We start from the raw sequence: 22,573 nt of genomic DNA, 5'->3' as shown, positions 1-22,573 counted from the left end.
CAGACAAACTTGTCCGACCGACAGTTGTTTTTTACTTCACTTTCGTACATACCTCACGGGAAGTTCCGTCTTCGGACACTAATTTGCCTGATTTATCCAGTTGATACACTTCATCTTCACCGGGCTTGTTTATCTGCGCGACCAATCCGGTGTACATCATGCTTTCCAAGAATTGGCCGTCTTCTGATTCTTCCAACCATGCCAGCGTTTCGGGGCTGTGCTGTCGTGAAACTTCGCTATATTTGATTTGGCTTTCCGTCAAGGCATTGTTTTCAAAACGCCATTTCCCTGATCCGACAACACGGTATGCCAAGATATTGCCGTCATCATCGATTTTGAGTATAGCATCGCCACGGAAACTGCCGTCCTGAAGATATTCAACTTTTGCATTACTGTGAATGTTTTCATCAGTGCCGATGCAATGCCATGTACCGACAATCGGAGAAGCCAGAGCAGTTGTTGCGGATAAAAGTACCGGCAGAATAAAGAGTTTCATCGTATTTCCTTTTCGGTTGAAACCCCGCCCTTTAGGGCGGCAGGATTAGACTTTATTTGGGAGGGGCGTAACCCTTGGCAACACATAGGGCGACGCTTTATGTGTCGTCCTGTGTGTTGAAACATCTATTTCCTTTCTTAAAAGAGGCCGTCTGAAAAACATTTTTCAGACGACCTTTGCGGGTATTCTGCCACAGGCGGGCGTTCAAGAGATGTAAATCACGAGACCGGCAATCAGCACCAGTTGGACACCCAGCTTCATCAGTGCGGTACGGCTGACGAAGTAGATAAACCAAGTGCCGGTCAGAATCAACAATAGAATAATCAGCCACGGCCGCCATTTGTTGAGGTGGACGGCTTCGGTAAAGCAGGTATGAATATGAAGTACGACGATGGCGACGACGAGCAATATAGGCACGATGAAGTCCATCATTTGATTTCCTTTTGAGGAGGCCGTCTGAAAACCCCGGTTTCAGGTTTTCAGACGGCCTTGTTTATTCAATCAAATCAGTCTTTCAACTTCGCCAACTGATTTTGCACTTTCGCCATTTTGTCTTCCAATTCCGCCAAATCGGCTTTGTCTTTTTCCACCAGATGTGCGGGGGCTTTTTCGGTGTAGCCGGGTTTGGAGAGTTTGGCATTGAGTTTGTCCAAGGCTTTTTGCAGCTTCTCGGCTTCTTTACTCAAACGGGCGGTTTCGGCAGCTTTGTCGATTTCGACTTTCAACATCAGGCGCGCGCCGTTGCAGACGGCGACGGGCGCGTCTTCGCTTTCGGGCAGGGCGGCGACTTGCCGTGCTTCGGTCAGGCGGGTCATCATCGGCAGGTATTTGAGGTAGTCCGCCAAGTCGTCCGCGCTTTCGACAAACAGTGGGGCTTTGACGTTAGGCTGGATGCCCATTTCGCCGCGCAGGTTGCGGACTGCGCCAATCAAATCCTGCAACACGGTCATTTGCCCGAATGCCGTCTGAACAATCTCACCGCCGTCGGCTTCGGGGAAGCGGGCGAGCATAATGCTGTCGGCGGTTTTCGCGTCGCACATAGGAGCGACGGTTTGCCACAGTTCTTCGGTAATGAACGGAATAATCGGGTGCAGCAGGCGTAGGGCGGCTTCGAGTACGCGCAATAAGGTATGGCGTGTGGCGCGCTGGCGGCTGGCGCAGCCGGTTTGAAGCTGCACTTTGGCGAGTTCCAAATACCAGTCGCAATAGTCGTTCCATACGAAGCTGTACAGGGTTTCCGCTGCCAAATCAAAGCGGTAGGTTTCGTAGGCTTGCGTAACCTGCTCGATGGTCTGATTCAGACGGCCTACAATCCACATATCGGGGAAGGAATAGCCGCGCGGTTCGATGGCGGTTGCGCCGTAGCCGCAGTCTTGGTTTTCTGTGTTCATCAAGACGAAGTTGGTGGCGTTCCAGATTTTGTTGCAGAAGTTGCGGTAGCCTTCGGCGCGTTTGAAGTCGAAGTTTACGCTGCGTCCCAAGCTGGCGTAGCTCGCCATAGTGAAGCGCAATGCGTCCGCGCCCATACTGGGGATGCCTTCGGGGAAGAGTTTTTTGGTTGCTTCTTCCACTTTCGGCGCGGTTTCGGGTTTGCGCAGGCCGGTGGTACGTTTCACCAGCAGTTTTTCCAAGTCGATACCGTCAATCAAATCGACAGGGTCGATGACGTTGCCTTCGGATTTGGACATTTTTTTGCCTTCGTGGTCGCGCACGATGCCATGGATGTACACGTCTTTAAACGGTACTTTGCCGGTGAAGTGGGTGGTCATCATAATCATGCGCGCCACCCAGAAGAAGATGATTTCGTAGCCGGTGACCAAGACATTGGATGGCAGGAAGGCTTTAAGTTCGTCGGTTTCAGACGGCCAGCCGAGCGTGGAGAACGGCACGAGCGCGGAGGAGAACCATGTATCCAATACGTCTTCTTCGCGGGTCAAGCCTGTTTTGCCGGCTTGTTTTTCGGCTTCCGCCTGATTGCGGGCGACGTAAACATTGCCTGCTTCGTCGTACCACGCGGGGATTTGATGCCCCCACCACAGTTGGCGTGAGATACACCAGTCTTGGATGTTGTTCATCCATTGGTTGTAGGTATTGACCCAGTTTTCAGGGATAAAGCGCACTGCGCCGCTGTCGACGGCTTTTTTGGCTTTGTCGGCGAGGCTTAAGCCTTTGAATTCGCTGTCGGGTTCGCCGCCGTCCGGTGTGGCGGACATGGCGACAAACCATTGGCTGGTCAGCATCGGCTCAATCACCGAGCCGGTACGGTCGCCTTTCGGCGTCATCAGCGTGTGCGCTTTGATTTCGACCAACAAGCCTTGTTCCTGCAAATCGGCAACCATTTGTTTGCGCGCGGCGAAGCGGTCTAAGCCTGCGTATTTTTCAGGCAGGGCAAAGCCCGGTTGCGCTTCGCCTTTGAAGTTGAACACTTCGGCGTTTGCCAGCACTTTGGCTTCCAAGTCGAACACATTAATCAGGCGCGTGTCGTGGCGTTTGCCGACTTCGTAGTCGTTGAAGTCGTGCGCGGGCGTGATTTTCACGCAGCCTGTGCCGAAGTCTTTTTCAACGTATTCGTCGGCAATCACGGGAATGGTGCGGCCGGTCAGCGGCAGGATTAATTCCTTGCCGATCAAATGGGTATAACGTTCGTCTTCAGGATTGACGGCAACGGCAACGTCGCCCAGCAGCGTTTCGGGGCGGGTAGTCGCCACAATCACGGCTTCGGCAGGATTGTCCGCCAGCGGATAGCGGATGTGCCACATAGAGCCTTGTTCTTCCACGCTTTCCACTTCCAAATCCGATACTGCCGTACCCAAAACCGGATCCCAGTTCACCAAGCGTTTGCCGCGGTAAATCAAGCCTTGCTCATACAGGCGCACGAACACTTCGGTTACGGTTTCGGCACGCACGTCGTCCATCGTGAAATACTCACGCGTCCAGTCTGCGGAACAGCCCACGCGGCGCATCTGCTGCGTAATCGTGCCGCCGGAAACTTCTTTCCATTCCCACACTTTTTCCAAGAATTTTTCGCGCCCCAAGTCATGACGGGACACGTTTTGCGCGGCAAGCTGACGCTCGACCACAATCTGCGTGGCGATGCCCGCGTGGTCGGTGCCGGGAATCCAGGCGGTATTGCAGCCTTTCATGCGGTAGTAGCGGGTCAGGCCGTCCATGATGGTTTGGTTGAAGGCATGGCCCATGTGCAGCGTGCCGGTTACATTGGGCGGCGGCAGTTGGATGGAGAAAGACGGTTTCGTCAAATCCATATCGGGCTGGAAATAACCTTGGGTTTCCCAGTTTTGATAGTGTTTGGATTCGATTTCGGCGGGGGAGTATTTGTCTAACATATGAAGCCCTGAGAAATAAGATGGTTTGAATTATAGCGCAAATGCCGTCTGAAACGCTTTTGGAGGTTTCAGACGGCATCAAAAGGGTACGGTCAGCGGATGATGCCGCGCGTCGATTGTGCGAAGAAGTCTCGGAATACGGCAAGCTCGGCTTGGGTTTCGGCGAGGCGGAGGATGTCCGCCTTGGCCTCTTCAAACGGAATGCCGCGATGGTAGAGGGTTTTATATACGTCTTTGACGGCGGAAATCTGTTCTGCGGTAAAACCGTTGCGGCGCATGCCTTCGCTGTTGAGGCCGGCCGGTTCGGCGCGGTAGCCCGATGCCATGAAGTAGGGCGGCACGTCTTTGTGTACGCCTGCGGCGAAGGCGGTCATGGCGTAGTCGCCGATGCGGCAGAATTGGAAAACCAGCGTGTAGCCGCCCAAAACGACGTAGTCGCCGATGGTAACGTGTCCGGCAAGCGAGGCGTTGTTGGCGAAAATGGTGTGGTTGCCGATGACGCAGTCGTGCGCTAGGTGGCAGTACGCCATAATCCAGTTGCCGTCGCCGACGCGTGTTTCGCCGATGCCGGTTACCGTGCCTAAATTAAAGGTGGTGAATTCGCGGATGGTGTTGCCGTTGCCGATAATCAGCTTGGTCGGTTCGTCGCGGTATTTTTTGTCCTGCGGAATTTCGCCGAGGCTGGCAAATTGGAAAATGCGGTTGTTTTCGCCGATGCTGGTGTGGCCGTTGATGACGGCGTGCGGGCCGATTTCTGTATTCGCGCCGATTTGGACGTTGGGGCCGATAACGGTGTACGCGCCGACTTTGACGCTGGAGTCGAGTTCGGCTTTGGGGTCGATGACGGCGGTCGGGTGGATAAGGGTCATGTTTTTAATACTCCGCTGCTTGTTAAGACAAATAATAGAAAATCACAGTTTGTCGATTTCATCACAGACCGCAATCACTTGATCGCTAAAATGGCTAAATACTGAAGTAGTATCTACATCCATGTAATTAAGCAGTTCAAAAATAGATTGGTGAATATTTCTAGCGTAGTTGGTATCTTTTATTGCACCTTTAAAACAAATCGGTTCGTGATGTGCCAAACGATTACGGAAATTGTTAATATTGGAAAGTTCTCGAAAAATCCATTTTTGGTTATATTGCACACTTGGTGTAGATTTAGGCTTTTTTGGAAAAACTTTCATCAATACTTTCCCTGTAGCATCAAATTGGGCATCTTTCCCTCCTGCAAACAGATACCGCCAAAAACCGAATCCTAGTCCTGCAACCAATTGGTTGTGGTCAAACTTTCCCCCGCTATTATTTTGTATTTTAGATAATGCAACCTTGATTAATTCAGCAGATTCTTTCGTGCCATTTCTTAAAAAGCAACCTTGATATTTCAATGCAGGATTCGTTTGTGGCTGTATGCTGTTATATAACCAGTTTCTGTCTTTAAACGCCTGCTGAAGGCAAATATCAATTTTGTTTCTTAAAACAATCTCAAGTATTGAAACAACATGAAAAAGTTCTCTTGATAAAGATAAATTCAATAAATACAATTCAGCTGCTTTGTCTTCCCCAACGGCATTTTTATACCGTTCCATTCTGAAATCAGAAAAAATACTACAGCATTCCTTATAATTCACGCTAACCCCTGATTCTTTATTTTTAAATTGACGTTTCAAACTATATTTGATATAGTTAGATAAAACTAATCCCCACCGTGTCCCTGGGTTTGAATAAACCTAAACCGGTGGGTTTTCTTTTTATTAGGTCGTCTGAAACTTTCAGACGACCTTTTCCGAACGCTCAAACCACGCGTTTGGCGCACATAATCACGGCTTCGACGGCGACTTGCCCGTCTACTTTGGCAACGGCGTTGAATTTGCCGATGCCGCGCCGGCTGGTCAGCAGCTCGACTTCAAAGACGAGTTGGTCGCCGGGGATGACTTGGCGTTTGAAACGGGCTTCGTCTATACCGGCGAAGAAGAAGAATTCGTTTTCCTTGCGGCCGCCTTCGCTCAAAATCGCCAACGTGCCGCAGGCTTGCGCCATGGCTTCGATGATAAGTACGCCGGGCATCACGGGCAGGTCGGGGAAATGGCCTTGGAACTGCGGCTCGTTCATGGTGACGTTTTTAATCGCGGTCAGGGTTTTCATCGGCTCGAAGGCGGTAATGCGGTCGAGTTGCAAAAACGGATAGCGGTGGGGGATGAGTTTTTGGATGTCTTTGGCTTCGATGGGGAGTTGTACGTCCATGTCTGTCGTATTCCTTGAATAAAGTCGGTTTGGTTATTTGCTGTCTTGACCGGCATCTGAAAGCTGCTGCTCCAGTGTTTTGAGCCGTTTGTTCATTTCGCTCAGGCGGTGGATGTAAACAGCGTTGCGCGCCCATTCTTTATGGGTGGACATCGGGAAGATGCCGGCGAGGTGTTTGCCGCTTTCGGTAATGCTGTGGGTGACGGACGTGCCGCCGCCGATGGTGGTTTTGTCGGCGATTTCGATGTGTCCGACCGTACCGACGCCGCCGCCGATGATGCAGTAGCTGCCTATGGTTACGCTGCCTGAGATGCCGGTTTTGGCGGCGATGACGGTGTGCGAACCGATTTTGCAGTTGTGTCCGATTTGGACTTGGTTGTCGATTTTGGTGCCGTTGCCGACGGTGGTGTCGCTCATCGCGCCGCGGTCGATGTTGGTGTTCGAGCCGATTTCTACGTCGTCGCCCAGCGTTACCGCGCCGGTTTGCGGGATTTTAAACCATGAATCGCCGGCAAAAGCGAGTCCGAAACCGTCTGCGCCGATGACTGCGCCGCTGTGGATTTCGACGCGTCTGCCCAGTGTGCAGCCGTAATAAACAACGGCGTTGGGGTGCATGACAACTTCGTCGCCCAGTTTGCAATCGTGTTGGACGACGGCGTTTGCCAAGATGCGGCAGCCTTCGCCGAGCACGGTGTTTGCGCCGACGTAGGCGTTCGCGCCGATTTCGCAGCTTGCGGGAACGGTGGCACTCGGTTCGACGACGGCGGTCGGATGGATGCCGCCGCGCGCTTTGACGACGGGTGAAAACAGGCGCGCGACTTTGGCGAAATAGAGATAGGGGTCGTCGGCGATAATCAGGTTGCGCCCTTCAAATCCGTCTGCTGCTTTGGCGGAAACGATGACCGCGCCCGCGTTGCTGTCGTGGACTTCGGCTTTGTATTTCGGATTGGCAAGGAAGCTGATGTGTTCCGCCTGCGCGTCTGCGAGCGGGCGCACGGCGGTAACGGAAATGTCTTCCCCTTGCCATTTTCCGCCGAGCTGTGCGGTGATTTGGGACAGGGTGTAGGTGGTCTGGCTCATGGTTTTCCTGTTTGGAATGCCGTCTGAAAGGGGGTTAGTAGGTGTTCATTTCTTTGATAACGCTGTCGGTGATATCGTATTGGGTGTTGACGTAAATCACGTCTTGCAAAATGAAATCGTAACCTTCCTGTTTGGCGATTTTGACGATGACGCGGTTGGCATTTTGTTGGAGTGCGGCAAATTCTTCGTTACGGCGGAGGTTGTAGTCTTCTTCAAACTGGGCTTGTTTTTTGCGGAACGCTTCGACCATTTCGCGCCATTTTTGTTCGGCTTGCGCCTTTTTTGCGTCTTTGAGTTTGCCTTCGGCAAGCTGCCTTTCCAAATCCAGACCTTCGCGTTGCAGTTTTTGCAATTCGTCCTGGCGGGCGGAAAATTCGCCGTCCAGCGTTTTTTGAATCTCGCGCGCCTGCTTGGATTCGAGGTAGATGCGCTCGGTGTTGATAAAGCCGATTTTTTGGAAGGTGTCGGCATACGCGCCTGCGGTGCAGCACAAACCGATCAGGGCGGCGGCAAACGCGCGGGTCAAACGGGTCATGGTAAAACTCCTTCGGATGTTGCCGCGAAATGCCGTCTGAAGGGCTTCAGACGGCATATGCGGGATTAGAACGTCGTGCCGAGTTGGAATTGGAAGCGTTGGATTTCGTCTTCCGGTTTTTTCTTCAGCGGGTAGGCGTAGCTGAATTTCATCGGGCCCAAAGGCGAGAGCCAGGTAACCGCGCCGCCGGCGGAATAGCGCAATTCGTTGGTAAAGGTGGATTTGTGCGCGTTTTCCGGGTAAACCGATTTGTTGTTGCCGCTTTCGGCGGCGGTATAGGTTTTGCCGTCCCATACGCTGCCTGCGTCGGCAAACAGGCTCAGGCGGACGGTGCGCGCGTCTTTCGCACCGGGCATCGGGAAGAGCAGCTCGGCGGAAACGTTGGCTTTTTTGTTGCCGCCGTAGCTGATTTTGTCGCCGTATTCGTCATACACTTTCGGGCCGAGCGTGCCGCTTTCGTAGCCGCGCACCGAACCCAGACCGCCGCCGTAGAAGTTTTCAAAGAAGGGGATTTCTTTGGTTTTGCTGTAGCCGTTGGCATAGCCGGCTTCGCCGCCGAGCATCAGCGTGAAGGTTTTGCTCAGGGGGAAGAACCAGGTTTGGTTGTGGGTGGCGGAGTAGTATTGCAGTTTGCTGCCGGGCAGGGCGATTTCGGCATTCACGCCGGTCAGGTAGCCGCGCGTCGGCCACAGGGCATTGTCGGTTTTGTTGCGCCCCCAGCCGACGGTACCTTTGTACAGCCAGCCTTTGAAGCTGCCGTCTGTGCCGTTGGTTTTGCCGTATTGTTTGATAAAGTCGGCATAGCGTTTGGGTGCTTTGTTGTAGGTGTTGACGGTCAGGTGTTCCGCCGCCAGACCGAAATTCACGCGGTCGTATTCGGTAACGGGGATACCCATCCTTACGCCGCCGCCGACGGTGGTGGTTTTATATTGTTTGACACTGGTCGATGCTTTGCGCGGGTCGAAGGCTTTTCCGTAAATATCGTAGCCCAGGCTGACCCCGTCTGCCGTGAAGTACGGGTCGGTAAACGACAGCGAGCCGTTGAGCGTGGTTTTGCTTCGTGAGGCGCGCACGGATGCGGATTTGCCCGTGCCGAAGAGGTTGTCCTGCGATACGCCGGCAGACATCACCAAACCGGTATCCTGCACCCAGCCCGCGCTCAAGTCGAGCGAGCCGGTGGAGCGTTCGGTCAGGCTCATGTTCAAATCGACTTTGTCGGGCGTGCCGGCAAGCGGGACAGCATCAAACTGTACGTTGTCGAAGTAGCCCAACAGCTCGACGCGCTCTTTGGAACGTTGCAGCTTGGAGGTGTCGTAAGGAGCGGATTCCATTTGGCGCAATTCGCGGCGGACGACTTCGTCGCGGGTTTTGTTGTTGCCGGTGATGTGGATTTCGTTGACGTAGATTTTCCGGCCCGGTTCGATGTGCAGGACGAAATCGACGGTTTTGGTTTCGGCGTTCGGCAGCGGCTGTACGCTGATTTCGCTGTATGCGTAGCCTGCCGAGCCCATGCGGTTCTGAATCTCACCCAAAACGGCGGTCATCTGCTGACGTTCGTACCATTTGCCGGGTTTCATGGTCAGCAGTTTTTCCAGTTCGGCCTTGGGGACTTCGTTGGTATCGCCTTCAATGGAGACTTTGCCCCAGCGGAAACGTCCGCCTTCGTGGACGGTAATTTTGATGGTCTGCTTGGTTTTGTCTTCGTTGGTTTGGATGTCGGTATCGAGGATACGGAAGTCGAAATAGCCGTTGTTTTGGTAGAAATCGGTTATTTTCTCCATATCTTGGGCAAATTTCTGACTGTTGAACTGGTTGCTTCTGGTCAGCCACGTCCAAATGCCGGCTTCGGTCAGGGACATTTGCCGCATCAGTTTGCGGTCGGAATAGACTTGGTTGCCTTCAAATTCGATGTCGGTGATTTTGGCGGATTGCCCCTCGTCAATCGTGATGTCTATGGAGACACGGTTGCGGGAGAGTTTGGTAACTTTGGGGGTAATTTGAATGTTGAGTTTGCCGCGTCCGAGATATTCTTCTTTCAGTCCGGCGACTGCCTGGTTGAGTGTCGCCTGGTTGAAGTATTGCGACTGTGCCAGCCCGAACGATTCGAGGTTTTTCTTAATGGCGTCGTTTTGCAACATTTTTGCGCCGGTGATGTTGAGCGAGCCGATGGTGGGACGTTCGATGACGGTCAGCAGGAGCTGTCCGTCCGCGGATTCAACGCGTACGTCGTCGAAGAACCCGGTCGCGTACAGGCTTTTGATGATTTCTCCGCCGCGGCCGTCGTTGTAGGCATCGCCGATTTTTACGGGCAGGTAGTTGAATACGGTACTCGGTTCGGTACGCTGCAAGCCTTCGATACGGATGTCTTGGATGGTAAAGTCGGCAAATGCCAAAGGCGATATGCCCAAGACCATCAGCGCAGAAGCAATCTGTTTCAGTTTCATCATAAGTTCCTTGTGGTGCGTTATGCTTTCAGACGGCATAACGAAACGTGAAATTCAGCCAAGCAGGCGGGTAATGTCGTTGAAAAAAGCGATTGCCATCATCAGCATCATGAGGGCAAGCCCGAAGCGCAAACCGATGTTTTGGACGCGTTCGCCCAAAGGTTTGCCGCGTATCCATTCGGCAGTATAAAACACGAGGTGCCCGCCGTCCAAAACGGGGACGGGCAGCAGGTTCAGCACGCCGAGGCTGATGCTGACCAACGCTAAAAATTCCAAATAACTTTGCAAGCCGAGTTCGGCGGACTGTCCGGCAATGTCGGCAATGGTCAGCGGCCCGGAAATATGGCTGACGGAGGCGTTGCCGCTGATCAGTTTGCCGAAAAATTTGAGGGTTGTCCATGAGTGGGAAACGGTTTTTTCCCAGCCCATGCCGAATGCGCGGACAACAGACGGACGGTAGCTGCGGCGGATCTGCGCGTCCCACGCCCTGTCCGGCTGCGGACGGAGGCCGACGCGCCCGATCAGGGTATGGTCGGGCTGTTCGACAGTATCGGGGCGGATGTCGGCGGTATGGGTTTGTCCGGCGCGTTCGTAGGTCAGGGTGATTTTTTTGCCGGGGCTTTGGCGGGTCAGGTTTGCCCATTCCTGCCATGAGGCGATGGGTTTGCCGTCGGCGGCAGTCAGCCTGTCGCCCGGTTTCAGGCCTGCTTTCTCGGCGGGGCTGCCTTTTTCCACGCCGCCGGCAACGGTTGTGATTTTAAAGGGCATCAGTCCGATGTAGCCTTGGTTTTTTGCGATTTTACCGGCTTCCGGCGTGCCTGCGGCATCGATGGTGCGGACGGTTTGCGTGCCCGATGCCGTCTGAACGCCGACGGCGACTTTGCCTGCCTCAAGGTTGAGGACGATTTCGGTTTGTGCGCTGCCCCAATCTGCAACGGGTGTGCCGTTGACGGATTGTATTTTGTCGCCGCTTTGGAAGCCGGCACGGGCGGCAATGGTGTCGGGTTCGACTGTGCCGACGTAGGGGCGCAGTTCGGTTACGCCGAAGGAAAAACTCAGTCCGTACAGCAAAACCGCCAGTGCGAGGTTGATCAGTGGGCCGGCGGCGACGATGGCGATGCGCTTGGCGGGGTGTTGTTTGTCAAAAGCGTAGGGTAAATCGGCTTCTGATACTTCGCCTTCGCGCGTGTCGACCATTTTGACGTAGCCGCCCAACGGAATCGGGGCGAGGCACCATTCGGTGTCGCCGCGCTTTCGGGTGAAAAACGGTTTGCCGAAGCCGACGGAAAAACGCAGCACTTTTACGCCGCATAATTTTGCAACGGCGTAGTGTCCGAATTCGTGCAGGCTGACCAAAATCAGGATGGCGAAGATAAAAGCTAGAAGGGTGTGCAAATGGTTTTCCTTTGATAACGGTGTTCGGACGGCATCAGCGCAGTGTGCCGATAAATGCCCGCGCTTGTGCGCGTGTCTGGGCATCTTGCGCCAAGAGCCCCCCTATATCGCCTATGCCGTCTGAAAAGTCTTGTGAAAGACAATGGGCGACGGTTTTGGCAATGTCGGTAAACTTAATCTGTCCGTCCAAAAAGGCGGCGACGGCGGCTTCGTTGGCGGCGTTCAATACGCAGGGCGCGGCTCCGCCTGCGTTCATGGCTTCATAGGCGAGCTTCAGGCAGGGGAAGCGGCCGAAGTCGGGCTTTTGGAAGGTCAGCGCGGACAATGCGTCGAAATTAAGGTCGCCGACACCCGAATCGATGCGCTCGGGCAGGCCCAAACAATAAGCGATGGGCGTACGCATATCGGGATTGCCCAGTTGCGCCAGCACGGAGCCGTCGCGGTAGCGCACCATGCTGTGTATCACGGACTGCGGATGGATGACGACTTCGAGCTTGTCAGGCGGACAGTTGAACAGCCAATGCGCTTCAATCAGCTCCAAACCTTTGTTCATCATGGTGGCGGAATCGACGGAGATTTTGCGCCCCATACGCCAATTTGGGTGTTTGACCGCTTGGGCGGGCGTAATGCTGTCGAACGTGCCTAAATCGGTCGTTAAAAACGGGCCGCCGGAAGCAGTCAGGATAATCGAACGGATGCCGTGTTCGTTCAGACGGCCTGTGTAATCGCGCGGCAAAACTTGGAAAATGGCGTTGTGTTCGCTGTCGATGGGCAACACTGCCGCGCCGTTTGCATGGGCGGTTTCCATAAACAACGCGCCGGAAACCACCAACGTCTCTTTGTTCGCCAGATAAATGGTTTTGCCTTTTTGCGCCGCTGCGAGCGCGGAAGGCAGCCCCGCCGCCCCGACGATGGCGCACATGACACCGCCGACTTCGTCGGCAGACGCAACGTCAACCAATGCCTGCGCGCCGTGTAAAACCTGAGTCGCCGTGCCGTCGCGTTTCAACAGGGCTTCAAGCCGGGCGGCGTGTTCCGCATCGGCAACGACGGCATATTCGGGGCGGAACGTTTGACATTGAGCCGCCAGTTTCTCGATCTGCTTATGCCCTGCCAGCGCGAATACGCGGAATTTTTCGGGATGGCGGGAGACAACGTCCAGCGTGCTTTCGCCTATGCTGCCGGTACTGCCTAATATGGTCAGGACTTGTGGTGTCATAATGAGGATAACTTTATACCGGATGCCGTCTGAAGCGTTTTCAGACGGCATAGAATCAATTTAAAACCGACATCATCGCCGCATAGACGCTGATAACGGCAATCAGGCTGTCGGTGCGGTCGAACACGCCACCGTGTCCTGGCAGTAGGTTGCTGCTGTCTTTGATGCCTGCCGCGCGCTTGAGCCAGCTTTCCAAAAGGTCGCCGCATATGCTGACAACGGTCAGCACCAAACCGATTAACACGGTATCGAACCAGCCTGTATCGAATGCCAGCCAGCCGGCACTTCGTACGGCAGTCATGTACACGGCCACGCAAACCGCACCGCCGATTGCGCCTTCCCAGCTTTTGCCGGGGCTGATTGCCGGTGCGATTTTGTGTTTACCGAACGCCTTGCCGCTGAAATACGCGCAAACGTCGGCAACCCAGACCAGACCCATGACGGCGAGCAGCGGCAGGGCGTCATCGGGATGCGGGCGCAGGGATACGAGCGCGAACCAAAACGGCATGACCAGAAGCCAACCGACGGCATAAACCTGCCAACCGCCGTTGAGCCTCCATTTGAATCTCAACCATAAAGGCATGATGGCGAGCCAAAATGCCAAAACAACATACCAAACCAAATTAGGCAGCATCCAGCCGCCCGCATAGGCAACCACGCCGAAAACCAAGGTTGCGGCGAGGTAATGGTTGGTTTCGGTTTTGCACAAACCGCCCATACGGGCATATTCCCACAAGGCAATCAGGGCAATCAGTCCGCAAAATGCCGCCCACAACCATTGCGGCGCGTAAAACAGCATACCCAGCATCAGCGGCAGCAGCCACATGGCGGTCATTACCCGTTGTTTCAGCATATTCAGTTCCTTTGCTGTTCGATAGGCAGTTGCTCGGAGGTGCGTCCGAACCGCCGTTCGCGTTTTTGGAACGAAGCGACGGCATCGTCCAAAGCCTTGCCGTCGAAATCGGGCCACAGGATGTCGGTAAAATACAGTTCGGCATACGCCATCTGCCAGAGCAGGAAATTGCTGATGCGCGTTTCTCCGCCCGTGCGGATGAACAAATCCGGCTCGGGCGCGTCTCCCAGCATCAGGTATTTCGCCAGCGTGTCTTCCGTAATCTCGGATACGCCTTCGGCAATCAGTTTGTTTGCCGCCTGCAAAATGTCCCAACGTCCGCCGTAATCGGCGGCAATGCTCAGGGTCAGGCCGGTATTGTTTGCCGTCAAGGCTTCCGCCTCTTCGATGCCTTGCAGAATCTGCCGATTAAAGCGTTCGCGGCTGCCCAGTATTTTCAGGCGCATATTGTTTTCGTGCAGACGGCGTACCTGTTTTTGCAAAGCCTGTAAAAACAGCCCCATCAGGAACGAAACTTCGTCTTCGGGGCGGCGCCAGTTTTCGGTTGAAAAGGCAAACACGGTCAGATATTGCACACCCAGTTTGGCGCAATGCTTCACCATATTTTCCAATGCGTCCAAACCGCGTTTGTGTCCCATTATGCGCGGGAGGAAACGTTTTTTCGCCCAACGGCCGTTGCCGTCCATAATCACGGCGATGTGCCTCGGGATGGCGGTGTGTTCTAAAACGGCCTGCGTGCTGCTTTTCATGTCTGCCTTTCGCGGTTCGGCATTCAAATGCCGTCTGAACGCCGAACCGTGCAGGTTAAATTGCCATCAAATCTTCTTCTTTGGCAGTCAGGAGTTTGTCGGCTTCGGCAATGTATTTGTCGGTCAGTTTTTGAACCGCTTCTTCGCCGCGACGTGCCTCGTCTTCGGAAATTTCTTTGTCTTTGAGGAGTTTTTTGATGTGGTCGTTGGCATCGCGGCGCACGTTGCGGATAGAGACGCGGCCTTCTTCCGCTTCGCCGCGTACGACTTTAATCAGGTCTTTGCGGCGTTCCTCGGTCAGCATGGGCATCGGTACGCGGATCAGGTCGCCGACGGATGCCGGGTTCAGTCCCAAGTTTGAATCGCGGATGGCTTTCTCGACTTTGGCCGCCATATTGCCCTCAAACGGTTTCACGCCGATGGTGCGCGCGTCCAGAAGTGTTACGTTGGCAACTTGGCTGACGGGGACCATGCTGCCCCAGTATTCGACTTCCACTTGGTCGAGCAGGCCGGTATGCGCGCGGCCGGTACGCACTTTCGCCAGATTTTCTTTCAGTACTTCGACCGAACGCTGCATCTTGCCTTCGGCTGTTTTTTGAATATCGTTGATCATATTGTTCTTTCGGTAAGATAAGGTAAGCGGGCAGCCGTCTGAAACGCGCTTCAAACCTTTCAGACGGCATGAAAACTGTTAACTGCGAATAGTACCGTTATTCGGGCATGACGACAAGGCAGGCGGATTGGGGATGCCGTCTGAAGCGGCAGGTGTTTCAGACGGCATCGTGTCCGGCCGTCAGCCGTGTTCCCGTGTTTCAAGCAGGCTTTGGCGCAGGTGTTGGCGTTCGTGGGCATCCAGCCATTTGCGGCGGGTGCGTTGCAGCAGGATGACGAGGGCGGAAATTTCCTGACGCATATTGGTGCTGAGCCAGAGGAAGCCCTGCCATTGGTAGTGGAGGTGTTCGGCGAGGGCTTCCAGTTCGGGGTTGATGGCGGTGTCGATGCGGATGCGGCGGGCGTGTCTGCCGTTGATAAGGGCGACGGTTTGTTGCAGGTCGGTTTGGAGTTGGATGAAATGGCGGTCGAGCAGCCGGATTTCGCTGCCGTTGAGTTTGGGAGATTGCAGCTTGGCGGCGGTGGTCAGGAGCAGCTCGGTGGTGTTGACGATTTTACGGTGGGCGTGCTGCATGGCTTCCATCATGGCGGGGCTGATGCGGCTTTCGCCCGATGTGGCGGCGAGGTGGCTGCGGCTTTTGACCATGCGCGCGTTGATTTGGCGCATTTTCGCCATGTTCTCCTCGAGGCGTTCGCGGGTCATGCGCCTGCCGTTGCTGATTTCGGCAATCATTTTGCTGCAGTCGGTCAGGTTGTCGGCAAGCATGAAACGCCACATCAGTGTGGATTTCAGCGGCAGCAGTTTGGCGGCGGCGATGGCGATGGCTGCGCCGATGAGGACGTTCATGGCGCGCATCAGGCCGCTGTCGAGCCATTCGCTGCCGTTGTCGCCGATGAGCATGCACATCGTCAGTCCCGCCAGCATAGGGACGTAACCGTTTTTGCCGACCGCCGCCCAGCCGGCCAGTGCGCTTGCCGTGCCGACGGTGAGGTAGAAGAGGAGGTTGTCGTGGAAATAATGCTGGTTCAGCCATAAAACGCCCAAACCCGCGCCCAGTCCGATGACCGTGCCGAGCATACGTTCCACCGCCTTGGAGTAAATCGCCCCTTGAAACTGGAGCATGCCGAGGACGACGAAGACGGTCATGCCTATCCATTCGCCGTGTTGGAGGTGGAGCAGCCGGGCGAGTGCGGTGGCGAACAGGACGGCTCCGCCGAGCCGCACGGCGTGTATGAGGCGGCGGTGGCGGTAGCGTTCGTAGGAATTGAGCCAGCGGCTGACGAGGCGGTTGCGTTGCGAGGAGTTCATATCGGATGCCGTCTGAAGCGGAAATGTGAAAAAGCACAGGCTTCCCAGGGAAGGGAGGGTCTGTGCTTGGTATTGGTGCCGGAGAAGGGAATCGAACCCCCGACCTTCGCGTTACGAATGCGCTGCTCTACCGACTGAGCTACACCGGCTTTTTTCGTTATGATATATATGAACGGTTGTTTGTGCAACTTTTCGGGCGGCTGCACGGGTTTTGCACGGTATAATGCGGTTTGCTTCGTGAGGAGGGTCGGCGATGTATGTGAACGAGAAATATCCCTATACGGCTCTGTTTGCGGGGCTGGTGTTTTTGACGCTGCCGTTTGCGTTGGCGGTGCATGATGCCTTTGCGCTTGCGTTCGGACGGGCGGGGCTGACGGTGTCGGTGTCGGACGGCGGATTCGGTTGGCGTGGCGGTTGGGACGGCGTGGTGTGGTTTGTGTATGGCGTGTTTGCGTTTTTGAATGTGGTTGTATCAGCGGGTCTGACGAAGCTGGCGTACAAAAAGATGATGCGGCGGCATTCGCGTTACGCGCTGTTTCTGTCGGGCGTGGCGGCTTGCGCGGCGGCGGCGGTGGCTTGGATTCTCGAGCTGTTGTTGGGCAGTGCCGCTTTGGGCGGGCTGCGCGGGGAGGCGGTGTCGGAATATGCGTTTGCCGTGTGGCTGGTGTCTATGCTGACGCTGCCCAAACGCCTGACGCGCGCGCCGGTGCAGCCGGTGGTGTTTCACAGGAAAAAATAGGTTGGAACGGGAATGCCGTCTGAAACCCGATACGCGGTTTCAGACGGTATGTTTTTCCGCTAACATTACGCCTGAATATGGACAGGAAGCATATATGGAACGTAAAGAACGCCTGCGTGCAGGCATTGCCGCGATGGGGCTGGATATTTCGGAAACGGCGCAGGACAGGCTTTTGGCCTATGTGGATTTGTTGAAAAAGTGGAACAAAACCTACAATCTGACCGCCCTGCGCGACGAGGAAAAAATGGTTGTCCATCATCTTTTGGACAGCCTGACGCTGCTGCCCCATATCGAAGGCGCACAGACGATGCTGGATGTCGGTTCGGGCGGCGGCCAGCCCGGCATTCCGGCGGCGGTGTGCCGTCCCGATTTGCAGATTACGCTGTTGGATGCGAATACGAAGAAAACGGCTTTTTTGCGGCAGGCGGTTATCGAGTTGGGATTGGACAATGTGCGCGTGGTATCCGGACGCGTGGAGGCGGTTTTGGACGTACGTGCCGACGTGATTACCAGCCGTGCGTTTGCAGAACTGGCGGATTTTGTGTCTTGGACGGGGCATCTGTTGAAAGACGGCGGATACTGGGCGGCGATGAAGGGCGTATATCCGCAGGAAGAAATCGGCCGCCTGCCGCAGGATGTGTGCGTCGAAAAAGTCCAAAGGCTCGATGTGCCGGGCTTGGATGCGGAACGCCATATCGTCATCCTGAGCAAGCGTTGAGCGCGCTTCAGACGGCATGAATACCTTTTTTGTGCGGATAAAGGTAAAATTCCGCACTGTTTTTCTTTTTTCAACATCAGACGGGACACGGGCGGGACATGAGTGCGAACATCCTTGCCATCGCCAATCAGAAGGGCGGTGTGGGCAAAACGACGACGACGGTAAATTTGGCGGCTTCGCTGGCATCGCGCGGCAAACGCGTGCTGGTGGTCGATTTGGATCCGCAGGGCAATGCGACGACGGGCAGCGGTATCGACAAGGCGAGTTTGCAGTCCGGCGTTTATCAGGTCTTATTGGGCGATGCGGACGTGAAATCGGCGGCGGTACGCAGCAAAGAGGGCGGATACGCTGTGTTGGGCGCGAACCGCGCGCTTGCCGGTGCGGAAATCGAGCTGGTGCAGGAAATCGCCCGGGAAGTACGTTTGAAAAACGCGCTCAAGGCAGTGGCGGAAGATTACGACTTTATCCTGATCGACTGTCCGCCTTCGCTGACGCTGTTGACACTTAACGGCTTGGTGGCGGCGGGCGGCGTGATTGTGCCAATGTTGTGCGAATATTACGCGCTGGAAGGGATTTCCGACCTGATTGCAACCGTCCGAAAAATCCGTCAGGCAATCAATCCCGATTTGGACATCACGGGCATCGTGCGCACGATGTACGACAGCCGCAGCAGGCTGGTTGCCGAAGTCAGCGAACAGTTGCGCAGCCATTTCGGGGATTTGCTGTTTGAAACCGTCATCCCGCGCAATATCCGCCTTGCGGAAGCGCCGAGCCACGGTATGCCGGTGATGGCTTACGACGCGCAGGCAAAGGGTACCAAGGCGTATCTTGCCTTGGCGGACGAGCTGGCGGCGAGGGTGTCGGGGAAATAGGTCAATCCAAATCGGGCTGCACGTGCCTTTATGCTGTTTGGCCGGGTGCGTTAATATGGCGGATTAAAATAAAAATACTTATATCGTTATTTCTAGAAATATGAACAGCAAAACTAAGCTTCGAGTTAATAAAATAATCGAACTGAAGCATCATATTGAGAATTGGGAAATTCAAACAAGCGAAGAGATCGAAAAGCTTCTTGTTGATTTTGAGAAACAGCCTAGGCAAGAAATGTCTTCTTATTATACGGAGCTTTTTAGAGATGTTCAATTTGGGGGTGTTTTGGTGCAAATAGCAAATAAGTATGCGGAAAACAGTAAAATCAATCGCTGTATAGTATCTGCTCTTGGAATGATGATGTGGAGGTATAAGCTTCCTGAGAGTGAGGAAATATATCGCCTTATGTTAGCGAATATTCAAAGAAAGGGAGTAGCTCTTTTTGTAGCATTTCATCTCCCTAAGATGAAAATGTTTGAGGAATTCCCGAATAAATGGGCCTATTTTATGAGTATACCTAAACTCTCTCCTAAAAAGACTTCTGCGGAATACTTTACTAACTTGGTCGAAGAATACATTTACTTTGTACCTATGATGTATAAGTCAGAATTGATTCAATACTTCAGTTTGAAATATAGTGAAACAAAAAGTGAATATCTAAAAGATAGATATAAAAAAATACTAACAACCCTGCAGGATTAGTACTTAATTGAGTAATTTTTATAGTGGATTAACAAAAACCGGTACGGCGTTGCCTCGCCTCAGCTCAAAGAGAACGATTCTCTAAGGTGCTGAAGCACCAAGTGAATCGGTTCCGTACTATCTGTACTGTCTGCGGCTTCGTCGCCTTGTCCTGATTTTTGTTAATCCACTATATCGTCATTCCCGCAAAAACAAAAAAAATCAAAAACAGAAAACTGAAATATCGTCATTCCCGCGCAGGCGGGAATCTAGGTCTGTCGGTACGGAAACTTATCGGGAAAACGGTTTCTTTAGATTTTACGTTGTGGATTCCCGCTTTCGCGGGAATGACGGGATTAAAGTTTCAAAATTTATTCTAAATAACTGAAACTCAACGAACTGGATTCCCGCTTTTGCGGGAATGACGGTTTGGAAGTTACCTGAAATTCAAAAAAAACGGAAACCGGACGGATTGGATTCCCGTCTGCTCGGGAATGACGGATTTTAGGGTTCTTTTTTGATTTTCTGTTTTTCGCGGGAATGACGGTTGGGAAGTTTTCCGAAACTTAAAAACAACTGAAACCCAAAAAACTATAGTGGATTAACAAAAACCAGTACGGCGTTACCTCGCCTTAGCTCAAAGAGAACGATTCTCTAAGGTGCTGAAGCACCAAGTGAATCGGTTCCGTACTATCTGTACTGTCTGCGGCTTCGTCGCCTTGTCCTGATTTTTGTTAATCCACTATAAATTACCGCCTGCGCGGGAATGGCGGTATGGGTTCTTTCTCTTTGAAGTTGCGATGCTGGAAATGCCGTCTGAAGTTCAGACGGCATTTTTGTGCCGGTTTAAAACAGCGTCTGCTGTGCGATCAGGTTTCTGACGGGGGCGAAGTCTCGGCGGTGTTCGGGCAGCACGCCGTATTGTTTGAGGGCTTCCAGATGCTGCTTCGTGCCGTAACCTTTGTGTTTGTCAAAACCGTATTGGGGATGGCGTTGCGCCAGTGCGTACATTTCCGCATCGCGGGCGGTCTTTGCCAAAACGGATGCGGCGGAGATTTCGATGATTTTGCTGTCGCCTTTGACGACGGCTTCGGCAGGGATACCTAAATGTTCTGGAATGCGGTTGCCGTCGATGAATATTTTTTCGGGACGCACAGCCAAACCGTCAACGGCGCGTTTCATGGCGAGCATGGTGGCGTGCAGGATGTTGAGGCTGGCGATTTCTTCGGGCGAGGCGGCGGCGACGTGCCACGCAACCGCCTGTTCTTTAATCATTTTGGCAAGCGCGTCGCGTTTTTTCTCGCTGAGTTTTTTGGAGTCGGTCAGTCCGGGCAGGTCGAATGTTTCCGGAAGGATGACGGCGGCGGCAAACACGCTGCCGACTAAAGGCCCGCGTCCTGCCTCGTCCACGCCGGCGGTCAGTATGTGCATGATGTTTCCTGTCGGGATGGTGGGAATGCCGTCTGAAAAGGGTTTCAGACGGCCTTTGCATTTATTGGGGAGTTTGCTCAAGGCTGAGGACTTGGAAGGTTTCTCTCAGGATAGATAAAATTCCAGCCATTCCTAGAGGGAAAATACATGGATTTTCAAGAAAAGTTTCATTTATATGTTTGTCCCAATATTCTTTATGTTGAGGTGTTACAAATGTAAAACTTGTATCTTTAATATTACCATACATAATCAGCATTACAGCAATAACATCTGTAAAATTAATATGATAACTATTTAATGGGACGCTAGGTAAAGACTGAAGATTAAACAATCGAGCAAGATCTTTGGTATCAACGCGATGTTTATTAAAACCATCCATTAATTCTGGATAGAAGCAGAAGATAAATACACCTGTAACGCGTAGCACAGCATATTGCCACCTAGTAGTACTGCTTAGTTTTTGACTTAAAGAATGATATATCTCTAAAAATCGGACTAATCGTTCTGTTTCTCTAAGCGATAAATCGTTCCGTTCTATCAAATCACTGATGAGATTTATGGTTATCTCTTGTCCAATTAAACCTTTTAAATTGCCATCCCGTATCAATTGTTTGAAATATTCAACTGAAACTAAAGCCTGTACCATCTCAAACGGAGCCACAATCTTGTCAGGCAAGGCAAAGCTGTACTTCAAAAACTTATCCAAATATTTGTGCGCATCCACTTCCACCCCATACCGATGATTAATCGCCGCGCGCAGTTGCTTGGTGTTCGTTACCAGCACGACTTTGACGTTTTCGACATCAAAGACATGTTTGATGATTTCCAGCATATCGACGGCGTAATCAGGGCGGCAACGGTCAAGTTCGTCGATAAACAGAATAATAGGTTTGTCTGCTGCCAATTCTTTCAGGCAGTCCTTGAGCGTTTCCAGATTTTTTTCTGATTCGATCTGCTCTTTTAACAATGCTTCGACGGTTGCATCAATAGTGTGGCTGGCGATTGTGGCAGCAGCATTGGTTACGGTTTCGGCCAAACTGTCTGCATCTTGGCCGTCATTTATTATCTGTTGTAATCCTTCTGCCAAATCATCTGTATTTTGCTTTAAAACATGACCAACCGCTGCTTTAGCAACGGTTTTCATCACAAATCCTGCGGCTTTCGCGACTTTCCTTGTAATATTTTTGCGTTGTTCGGACGGCTGCTCGTCGGTATCTTCAGGTGTACAGGATTTAATGATTTCAGCAAGCAATGCCAGTAAAGGCTCTCCGCTGTGGTCAGAGCGGAAGGCATCGATATAGACAGGCTGATAATTGAGTTGTTGCTGCTTCATGAGCCGAATCAGCTTTTGGCAAAATTCGGTTTTGCCCGTTCCCCATCCGCCATCGATGACCATAGGAGAAAGGTCGATGGGCGATGTCAGCAACTTGATGATGTTTTCGGCTATCGGCTTACGGTTAAATTCATCATGTGTAGCAAAAGTTTTTTCTAAAGCTTGAGACCTTTGCAAAATTCCCCAAAATCCCCTAAATTCCCACCAAGACATTTAGGAGATTTCTCATGAGCACCTTCTTCCAGCAAACCGCCCAAGCCATGATTGCCAAACACATCGACCGTTTCCCGCTATTGAAGTTGGACCAGGTGATTGATTGGCAGCCGATCGAGCAGTACCTGAACCGTCAAAAAACCCGTTACCTCCGAGACCACCGCGGTCGTCCCGCCTGTCCCCTGTTGTCCATGTTCAAAGCCGTCCTGCTCGGACAATGGCACAGCCTCTCCGATCCCGAACTCGAACACAGCCTCATCACCCGCACCGATTTCAACCTATTTTGCCGTTTTGACGAACTGGGC

General features: G+C 53.0%; 22 protein-coding genes and 1 tRNA gene. 5 read left to right on the top strand and 18 right to left on the bottom strand.

Going from position 1 to position 22,573, the window contains the following annotated elements; all coding sequences use genetic code 11:
* Nucleotides 1–31: 31 nt before the first annotated feature.
* The 16 genes from DBY86_RS10670 to DBY86_RS10590 all read right to left on the bottom strand — a co-directional run bounded on the left by DBY86_RS10670 (nucleotide 32) and on the right by DBY86_RS10590 (nucleotide 16,432).
* Nucleotides 32–496, bottom strand: a complete 465-nt coding sequence (locus DBY86_RS10670; RefSeq protein WP_107819959.1) for a hypothetical protein — start codon at nucleotides 494–496, stop codon at nucleotides 32–34.
* Nucleotides 497–700: 204 nt separating this feature from the next.
* A complete protein-coding gene (locus DBY86_RS10665) occupies nucleotides 701–928 on the bottom strand; it encodes an enterochelin ABC transporter (protein WP_096108450.1) in 228 nt (75 codons plus the stop codon).
* Nucleotides 929–1,002: 74 nt separating this feature from the next.
* Nucleotides 1,003–3,840 carry a valine--tRNA ligase gene (locus DBY86_RS10660; RefSeq protein ID WP_107819958.1) on the bottom strand — a complete coding sequence of 946 codons (2,838 nt, stop codon included), beginning with the start codon at nucleotides 3,838–3,840 and terminating at the stop codon, nucleotides 1,003–1,005.
* A 92-nt stretch (nucleotides 3,841–3,932) separates the two neighbouring features.
* Nucleotides 3,933–4,709, bottom strand: a complete 777-nt coding sequence (gene lpxA / locus DBY86_RS10655) for an acyl-ACP--UDP-N-acetylglucosamine O-acyltransferase (protein ID WP_107819957.1) — start codon at nucleotides 4,707–4,709, stop codon at nucleotides 3,933–3,935.
* A 42-nt stretch (nucleotides 4,710–4,751) separates the two neighbouring features.
* A complete protein-coding gene (locus DBY86_RS10650) occupies nucleotides 4,752–5,432 on the bottom strand; it encodes an Abi family protein (protein ID WP_107819956.1) in 681 nt (226 codons plus the stop codon).
* Nucleotides 5,433–5,637: 205 nt separating this feature from the next.
* Entirely contained in the window at nucleotides 5,638–6,087 is a 450-nt protein-coding gene (gene fabZ, locus DBY86_RS10645) for a 3-hydroxyacyl-ACP dehydratase FabZ (RefSeq protein ID WP_003675936.1), read from the bottom strand.
* A 33-nt stretch (nucleotides 6,088–6,120) separates the two neighbouring features.
* Nucleotides 6,121–7,167, bottom strand: coding sequence for a UDP-3-O-(3-hydroxymyristoyl)glucosamine N-acyltransferase (gene lpxD / locus DBY86_RS10640; RefSeq protein ID WP_107819955.1), 1,047 nt, complete (start codon nucleotides 7,165–7,167; stop codon nucleotides 6,121–6,123).
* A 34-nt stretch (nucleotides 7,168–7,201) separates the two neighbouring features.
* The gene (locus DBY86_RS10635) at nucleotides 7,202–7,702 is read right to left on the bottom strand and encodes an OmpH/Skp family outer membrane protein (RefSeq protein ID WP_107819954.1); all 501 of its coding nucleotides are present in this window, start codon (nucleotides 7,700–7,702) and stop codon (nucleotides 7,202–7,204) included.
* A 65-nt stretch (nucleotides 7,703–7,767) separates the two neighbouring features.
* Nucleotides 7,768–10,146, bottom strand: coding sequence for an outer membrane protein assembly factor BamA (gene bamA / locus DBY86_RS10630; protein ID WP_107819953.1), 2,379 nt, complete (start codon nucleotides 10,144–10,146; stop codon nucleotides 7,768–7,770).
* 54 nt (nucleotides 10,147–10,200) lie between these two features.
* The gene (gene rseP, locus DBY86_RS10625) at nucleotides 10,201–11,541 is read right to left on the bottom strand and encodes an RIP metalloprotease RseP (protein WP_107819952.1); all 1,341 of its coding nucleotides are present in this window, start codon (nucleotides 11,539–11,541) and stop codon (nucleotides 10,201–10,203) included.
* Nucleotides 11,542–11,575: 34 nt separating this feature from the next.
* A complete protein-coding gene (gene ispC / locus DBY86_RS10620) occupies nucleotides 11,576–12,811 on the bottom strand; it encodes a 1-deoxy-D-xylulose-5-phosphate reductoisomerase (protein WP_199901097.1) in 1,236 nt (411 codons plus the stop codon).
* A 4-nt stretch (nucleotides 12,812–12,815) separates the two neighbouring features.
* The gene (locus DBY86_RS10615; RefSeq protein ID WP_107819950.1) at nucleotides 12,816–13,613 is read right to left on the bottom strand and encodes a phosphatidate cytidylyltransferase; all 798 of its coding nucleotides are present in this window, start codon (nucleotides 13,611–13,613) and stop codon (nucleotides 12,816–12,818) included.
* A 2-nt stretch (nucleotides 13,614–13,615) separates the two neighbouring features.
* Nucleotides 13,616–14,362, bottom strand: a complete 747-nt coding sequence (locus tag DBY86_RS10610) for an isoprenyl transferase (RefSeq protein ID WP_107819949.1) — start codon at nucleotides 14,360–14,362, stop codon at nucleotides 13,616–13,618.
* A 55-nt stretch (nucleotides 14,363–14,417) separates the two neighbouring features.
* Entirely contained in the window at nucleotides 14,418–14,975 is a 558-nt protein-coding gene (frr, locus tag DBY86_RS10605; RefSeq protein WP_107819948.1) for a ribosome recycling factor, read from the bottom strand.
* A gap of 180 nt (nucleotides 14,976–15,155) precedes the next feature.
* On the bottom strand, nucleotides 15,156–16,283 hold the full coding sequence (locus tag DBY86_RS10595) for an FUSC family protein (RefSeq protein ID WP_107819946.1): 1,128 nt from the start codon (nucleotides 16,281–16,283) through the stop codon (nucleotides 15,156–15,158).
* A 73-nt stretch (nucleotides 16,284–16,356) separates the two neighbouring features.
* A tRNA-Thr gene (locus DBY86_RS10590) sits at nucleotides 16,357–16,432 on the bottom strand.
* 104 nt (nucleotides 16,433–16,536) lie between these two features.
* On the opposite strand from DBY86_RS10590, the gene DBY86_RS10585 reads away from it, so the two are divergent.
* The 4 genes from DBY86_RS10585 (at nucleotide 16,537) to DBY86_RS10570 (ending at nucleotide 19,312) form a co-directional block, all read left to right on the top strand.
* Nucleotides 16,537–17,022, top strand: coding sequence for a hypothetical protein (locus tag DBY86_RS10585; RefSeq protein WP_107819945.1), 486 nt, complete (start codon nucleotides 16,537–16,539; stop codon nucleotides 17,020–17,022).
* A 94-nt stretch (nucleotides 17,023–17,116) separates the two neighbouring features.
* Nucleotides 17,117–17,740: a 16S rRNA (guanine(527)-N(7))-methyltransferase RsmG gene (gene rsmG / locus DBY86_RS10580; RefSeq protein WP_107819944.1), complete on the top strand. Its 624-nt coding sequence runs from the start codon at nucleotides 17,117–17,119 to the stop codon at nucleotides 17,738–17,740.
* 98 nt (nucleotides 17,741–17,838) lie between these two features.
* Nucleotides 17,839–18,612: a ParA family protein gene (locus DBY86_RS10575; protein ID WP_107819943.1), complete on the top strand. Its 774-nt coding sequence runs from the start codon at nucleotides 17,839–17,841 to the stop codon at nucleotides 18,610–18,612.
* Between the two features lie 100 nt (nucleotides 18,613–18,712).
* Complete coding sequence (locus DBY86_RS10570) at nucleotides 18,713–19,312, top strand: hypothetical protein (RefSeq protein WP_107819942.1); 600 nt, start codon at nucleotides 18,713–18,715, stop codon at nucleotides 19,310–19,312.
* Between the two features lie 825 nt (nucleotides 19,313–20,137).
* Here the strand turns inward: DBY86_RS10570 and rnhB are convergent.
* Nucleotides 20,138–20,722, bottom strand: a complete 585-nt coding sequence (rnhB, locus tag DBY86_RS10560; protein WP_107819940.1) for a ribonuclease HII — start codon at nucleotides 20,720–20,722, stop codon at nucleotides 20,138–20,140.
* Between the two features lie 61 nt (nucleotides 20,723–20,783).
* A complete protein-coding gene (locus DBY86_RS10555) occupies nucleotides 20,784–22,268 on the bottom strand; it encodes a KAP family NTPase (protein WP_107819939.1) in 1,485 nt (494 codons plus the stop codon).
* Between the two features lie 14 nt (nucleotides 22,269–22,282).
* Here DBY86_RS10555 and DBY86_RS10550 point away from each other — a divergent pair.
* Nucleotides 22,283–22,573 (top strand): transposase (locus DBY86_RS10550; RefSeq protein ID WP_199901096.1); only part of this gene is annotated, 291 nt, incomplete at its 3' end.

Origin of the sequence: Neisseria bergeri (assembly GCA_003044455.1) — a bacterium.
GTDB classification, from domain to species: domain Bacteria; phylum Pseudomonadota; class Gammaproteobacteria; order Burkholderiales; family Neisseriaceae; genus Neisseria; species Neisseria bergeri.
This window is presented reverse-complemented; position numbering and strand designations above follow the sequence as displayed.

Excerpts from the sequence above, each read along its gene's own strand:
- DBY86_RS10670 (WP_107819959.1), bottom strand. The coding sequence starts at position 496 with ATGAAACTCTTTATTCTGCCGGTACTTTTATCCGCAACAACTGCTCTG.
- DBY86_RS10665 (WP_096108450.1), bottom strand. The coding sequence starts at position 928 with ATGATGGACTTCATCGTGCCTATATTGCTCGTCGTCGCCATCGTCGTA.
- DBY86_RS10660 (WP_107819958.1), bottom strand. The coding sequence starts at position 3,840 with ATGTTAGACAAATACTCCCCCGCCGAAATCGAATCCAAACACTATCAA.
- lpxA (WP_107819957.1), bottom strand. The coding sequence starts at position 4,709 with ATGACCCTTATCCACCCGACCGCCGTCATCGACCCCAAAGCCGAACTC.
- DBY86_RS10650 (WP_107819956.1), bottom strand. The coding sequence starts at position 5,432 with ATGGAACGGTATAAAAATGCCGTTGGGGAAGACAAAGCAGCTGAATTG.
- fabZ (WP_003675936.1), bottom strand. The coding sequence starts at position 6,087 with ATGGACGTACAACTCCCCATCGAAGCCAAAGACATCCAAAAACTCATC.
- lpxD (WP_107819955.1), bottom strand. The coding sequence starts at position 7,167 with ATGAGCCAGACCACCTACACCCTGTCCCAAATCACCGCACAGCTCGGC.
- DBY86_RS10635 (WP_107819954.1), bottom strand. The coding sequence starts at position 7,702 with ATGACCCGTTTGACCCGCGCGTTTGCCGCCGCCCTGATCGGTTTGTGC.
- bamA (WP_107819953.1), bottom strand. The coding sequence starts at position 10,146 with ATGAAACTGAAACAGATTGCTTCTGCGCTGATGGTCTTGGGCATATCG.
- ispC (WP_199901097.1), bottom strand. The coding sequence starts at position 12,811 with ATGCCGTCTGAAAACGCTTCAGACGGCATCCGGTATAAAGTTATCCTC.
- DBY86_RS10615 (WP_107819950.1), bottom strand. The coding sequence starts at position 13,613 with ATGCTGAAACAACGGGTAATGACCGCCATGTGGCTGCTGCCGCTGATG.
- DBY86_RS10610 (WP_107819949.1), bottom strand. The coding sequence starts at position 14,362 with ATGAAAAGCAGCACGCAGGCCGTTTTAGAACACACCGCCATCCCGAGG.
- frr (WP_107819948.1), bottom strand. The coding sequence starts at position 14,975 with ATGATCAACGATATTCAAAAAACAGCCGAAGGCAAGATGCAGCGTTCG.
- DBY86_RS10595 (WP_107819946.1), bottom strand. The coding sequence starts at position 16,283 with ATGAACTCCTCGCAACGCAACCGCCTCGTCAGCCGCTGGCTCAATTCC.
- DBY86_RS10585 (WP_107819945.1), top strand. The coding sequence starts at position 16,537 with ATGTATGTGAACGAGAAATATCCCTATACGGCTCTGTTTGCGGGGCTG.
- rsmG (WP_107819944.1), top strand. The coding sequence starts at position 17,117 with ATGGAACGTAAAGAACGCCTGCGTGCAGGCATTGCCGCGATGGGGCTG.
- DBY86_RS10575 (WP_107819943.1), top strand. The coding sequence starts at position 17,839 with ATGAGTGCGAACATCCTTGCCATCGCCAATCAGAAGGGCGGTGTGGGC.
- DBY86_RS10570 (WP_107819942.1), top strand. The coding sequence starts at position 18,713 with ATGAACAGCAAAACTAAGCTTCGAGTTAATAAAATAATCGAACTGAAG.
- rnhB (WP_107819940.1), bottom strand. The coding sequence starts at position 20,722 with ATGCACATACTGACCGCCGGCGTGGACGAGGCAGGACGCGGGCCTTTA.
- DBY86_RS10555 (WP_107819939.1), bottom strand. The coding sequence starts at position 22,268 with ATGTCTTGGTGGGAATTTAGGGGATTTTGGGGAATTTTGCAAAGGTCT.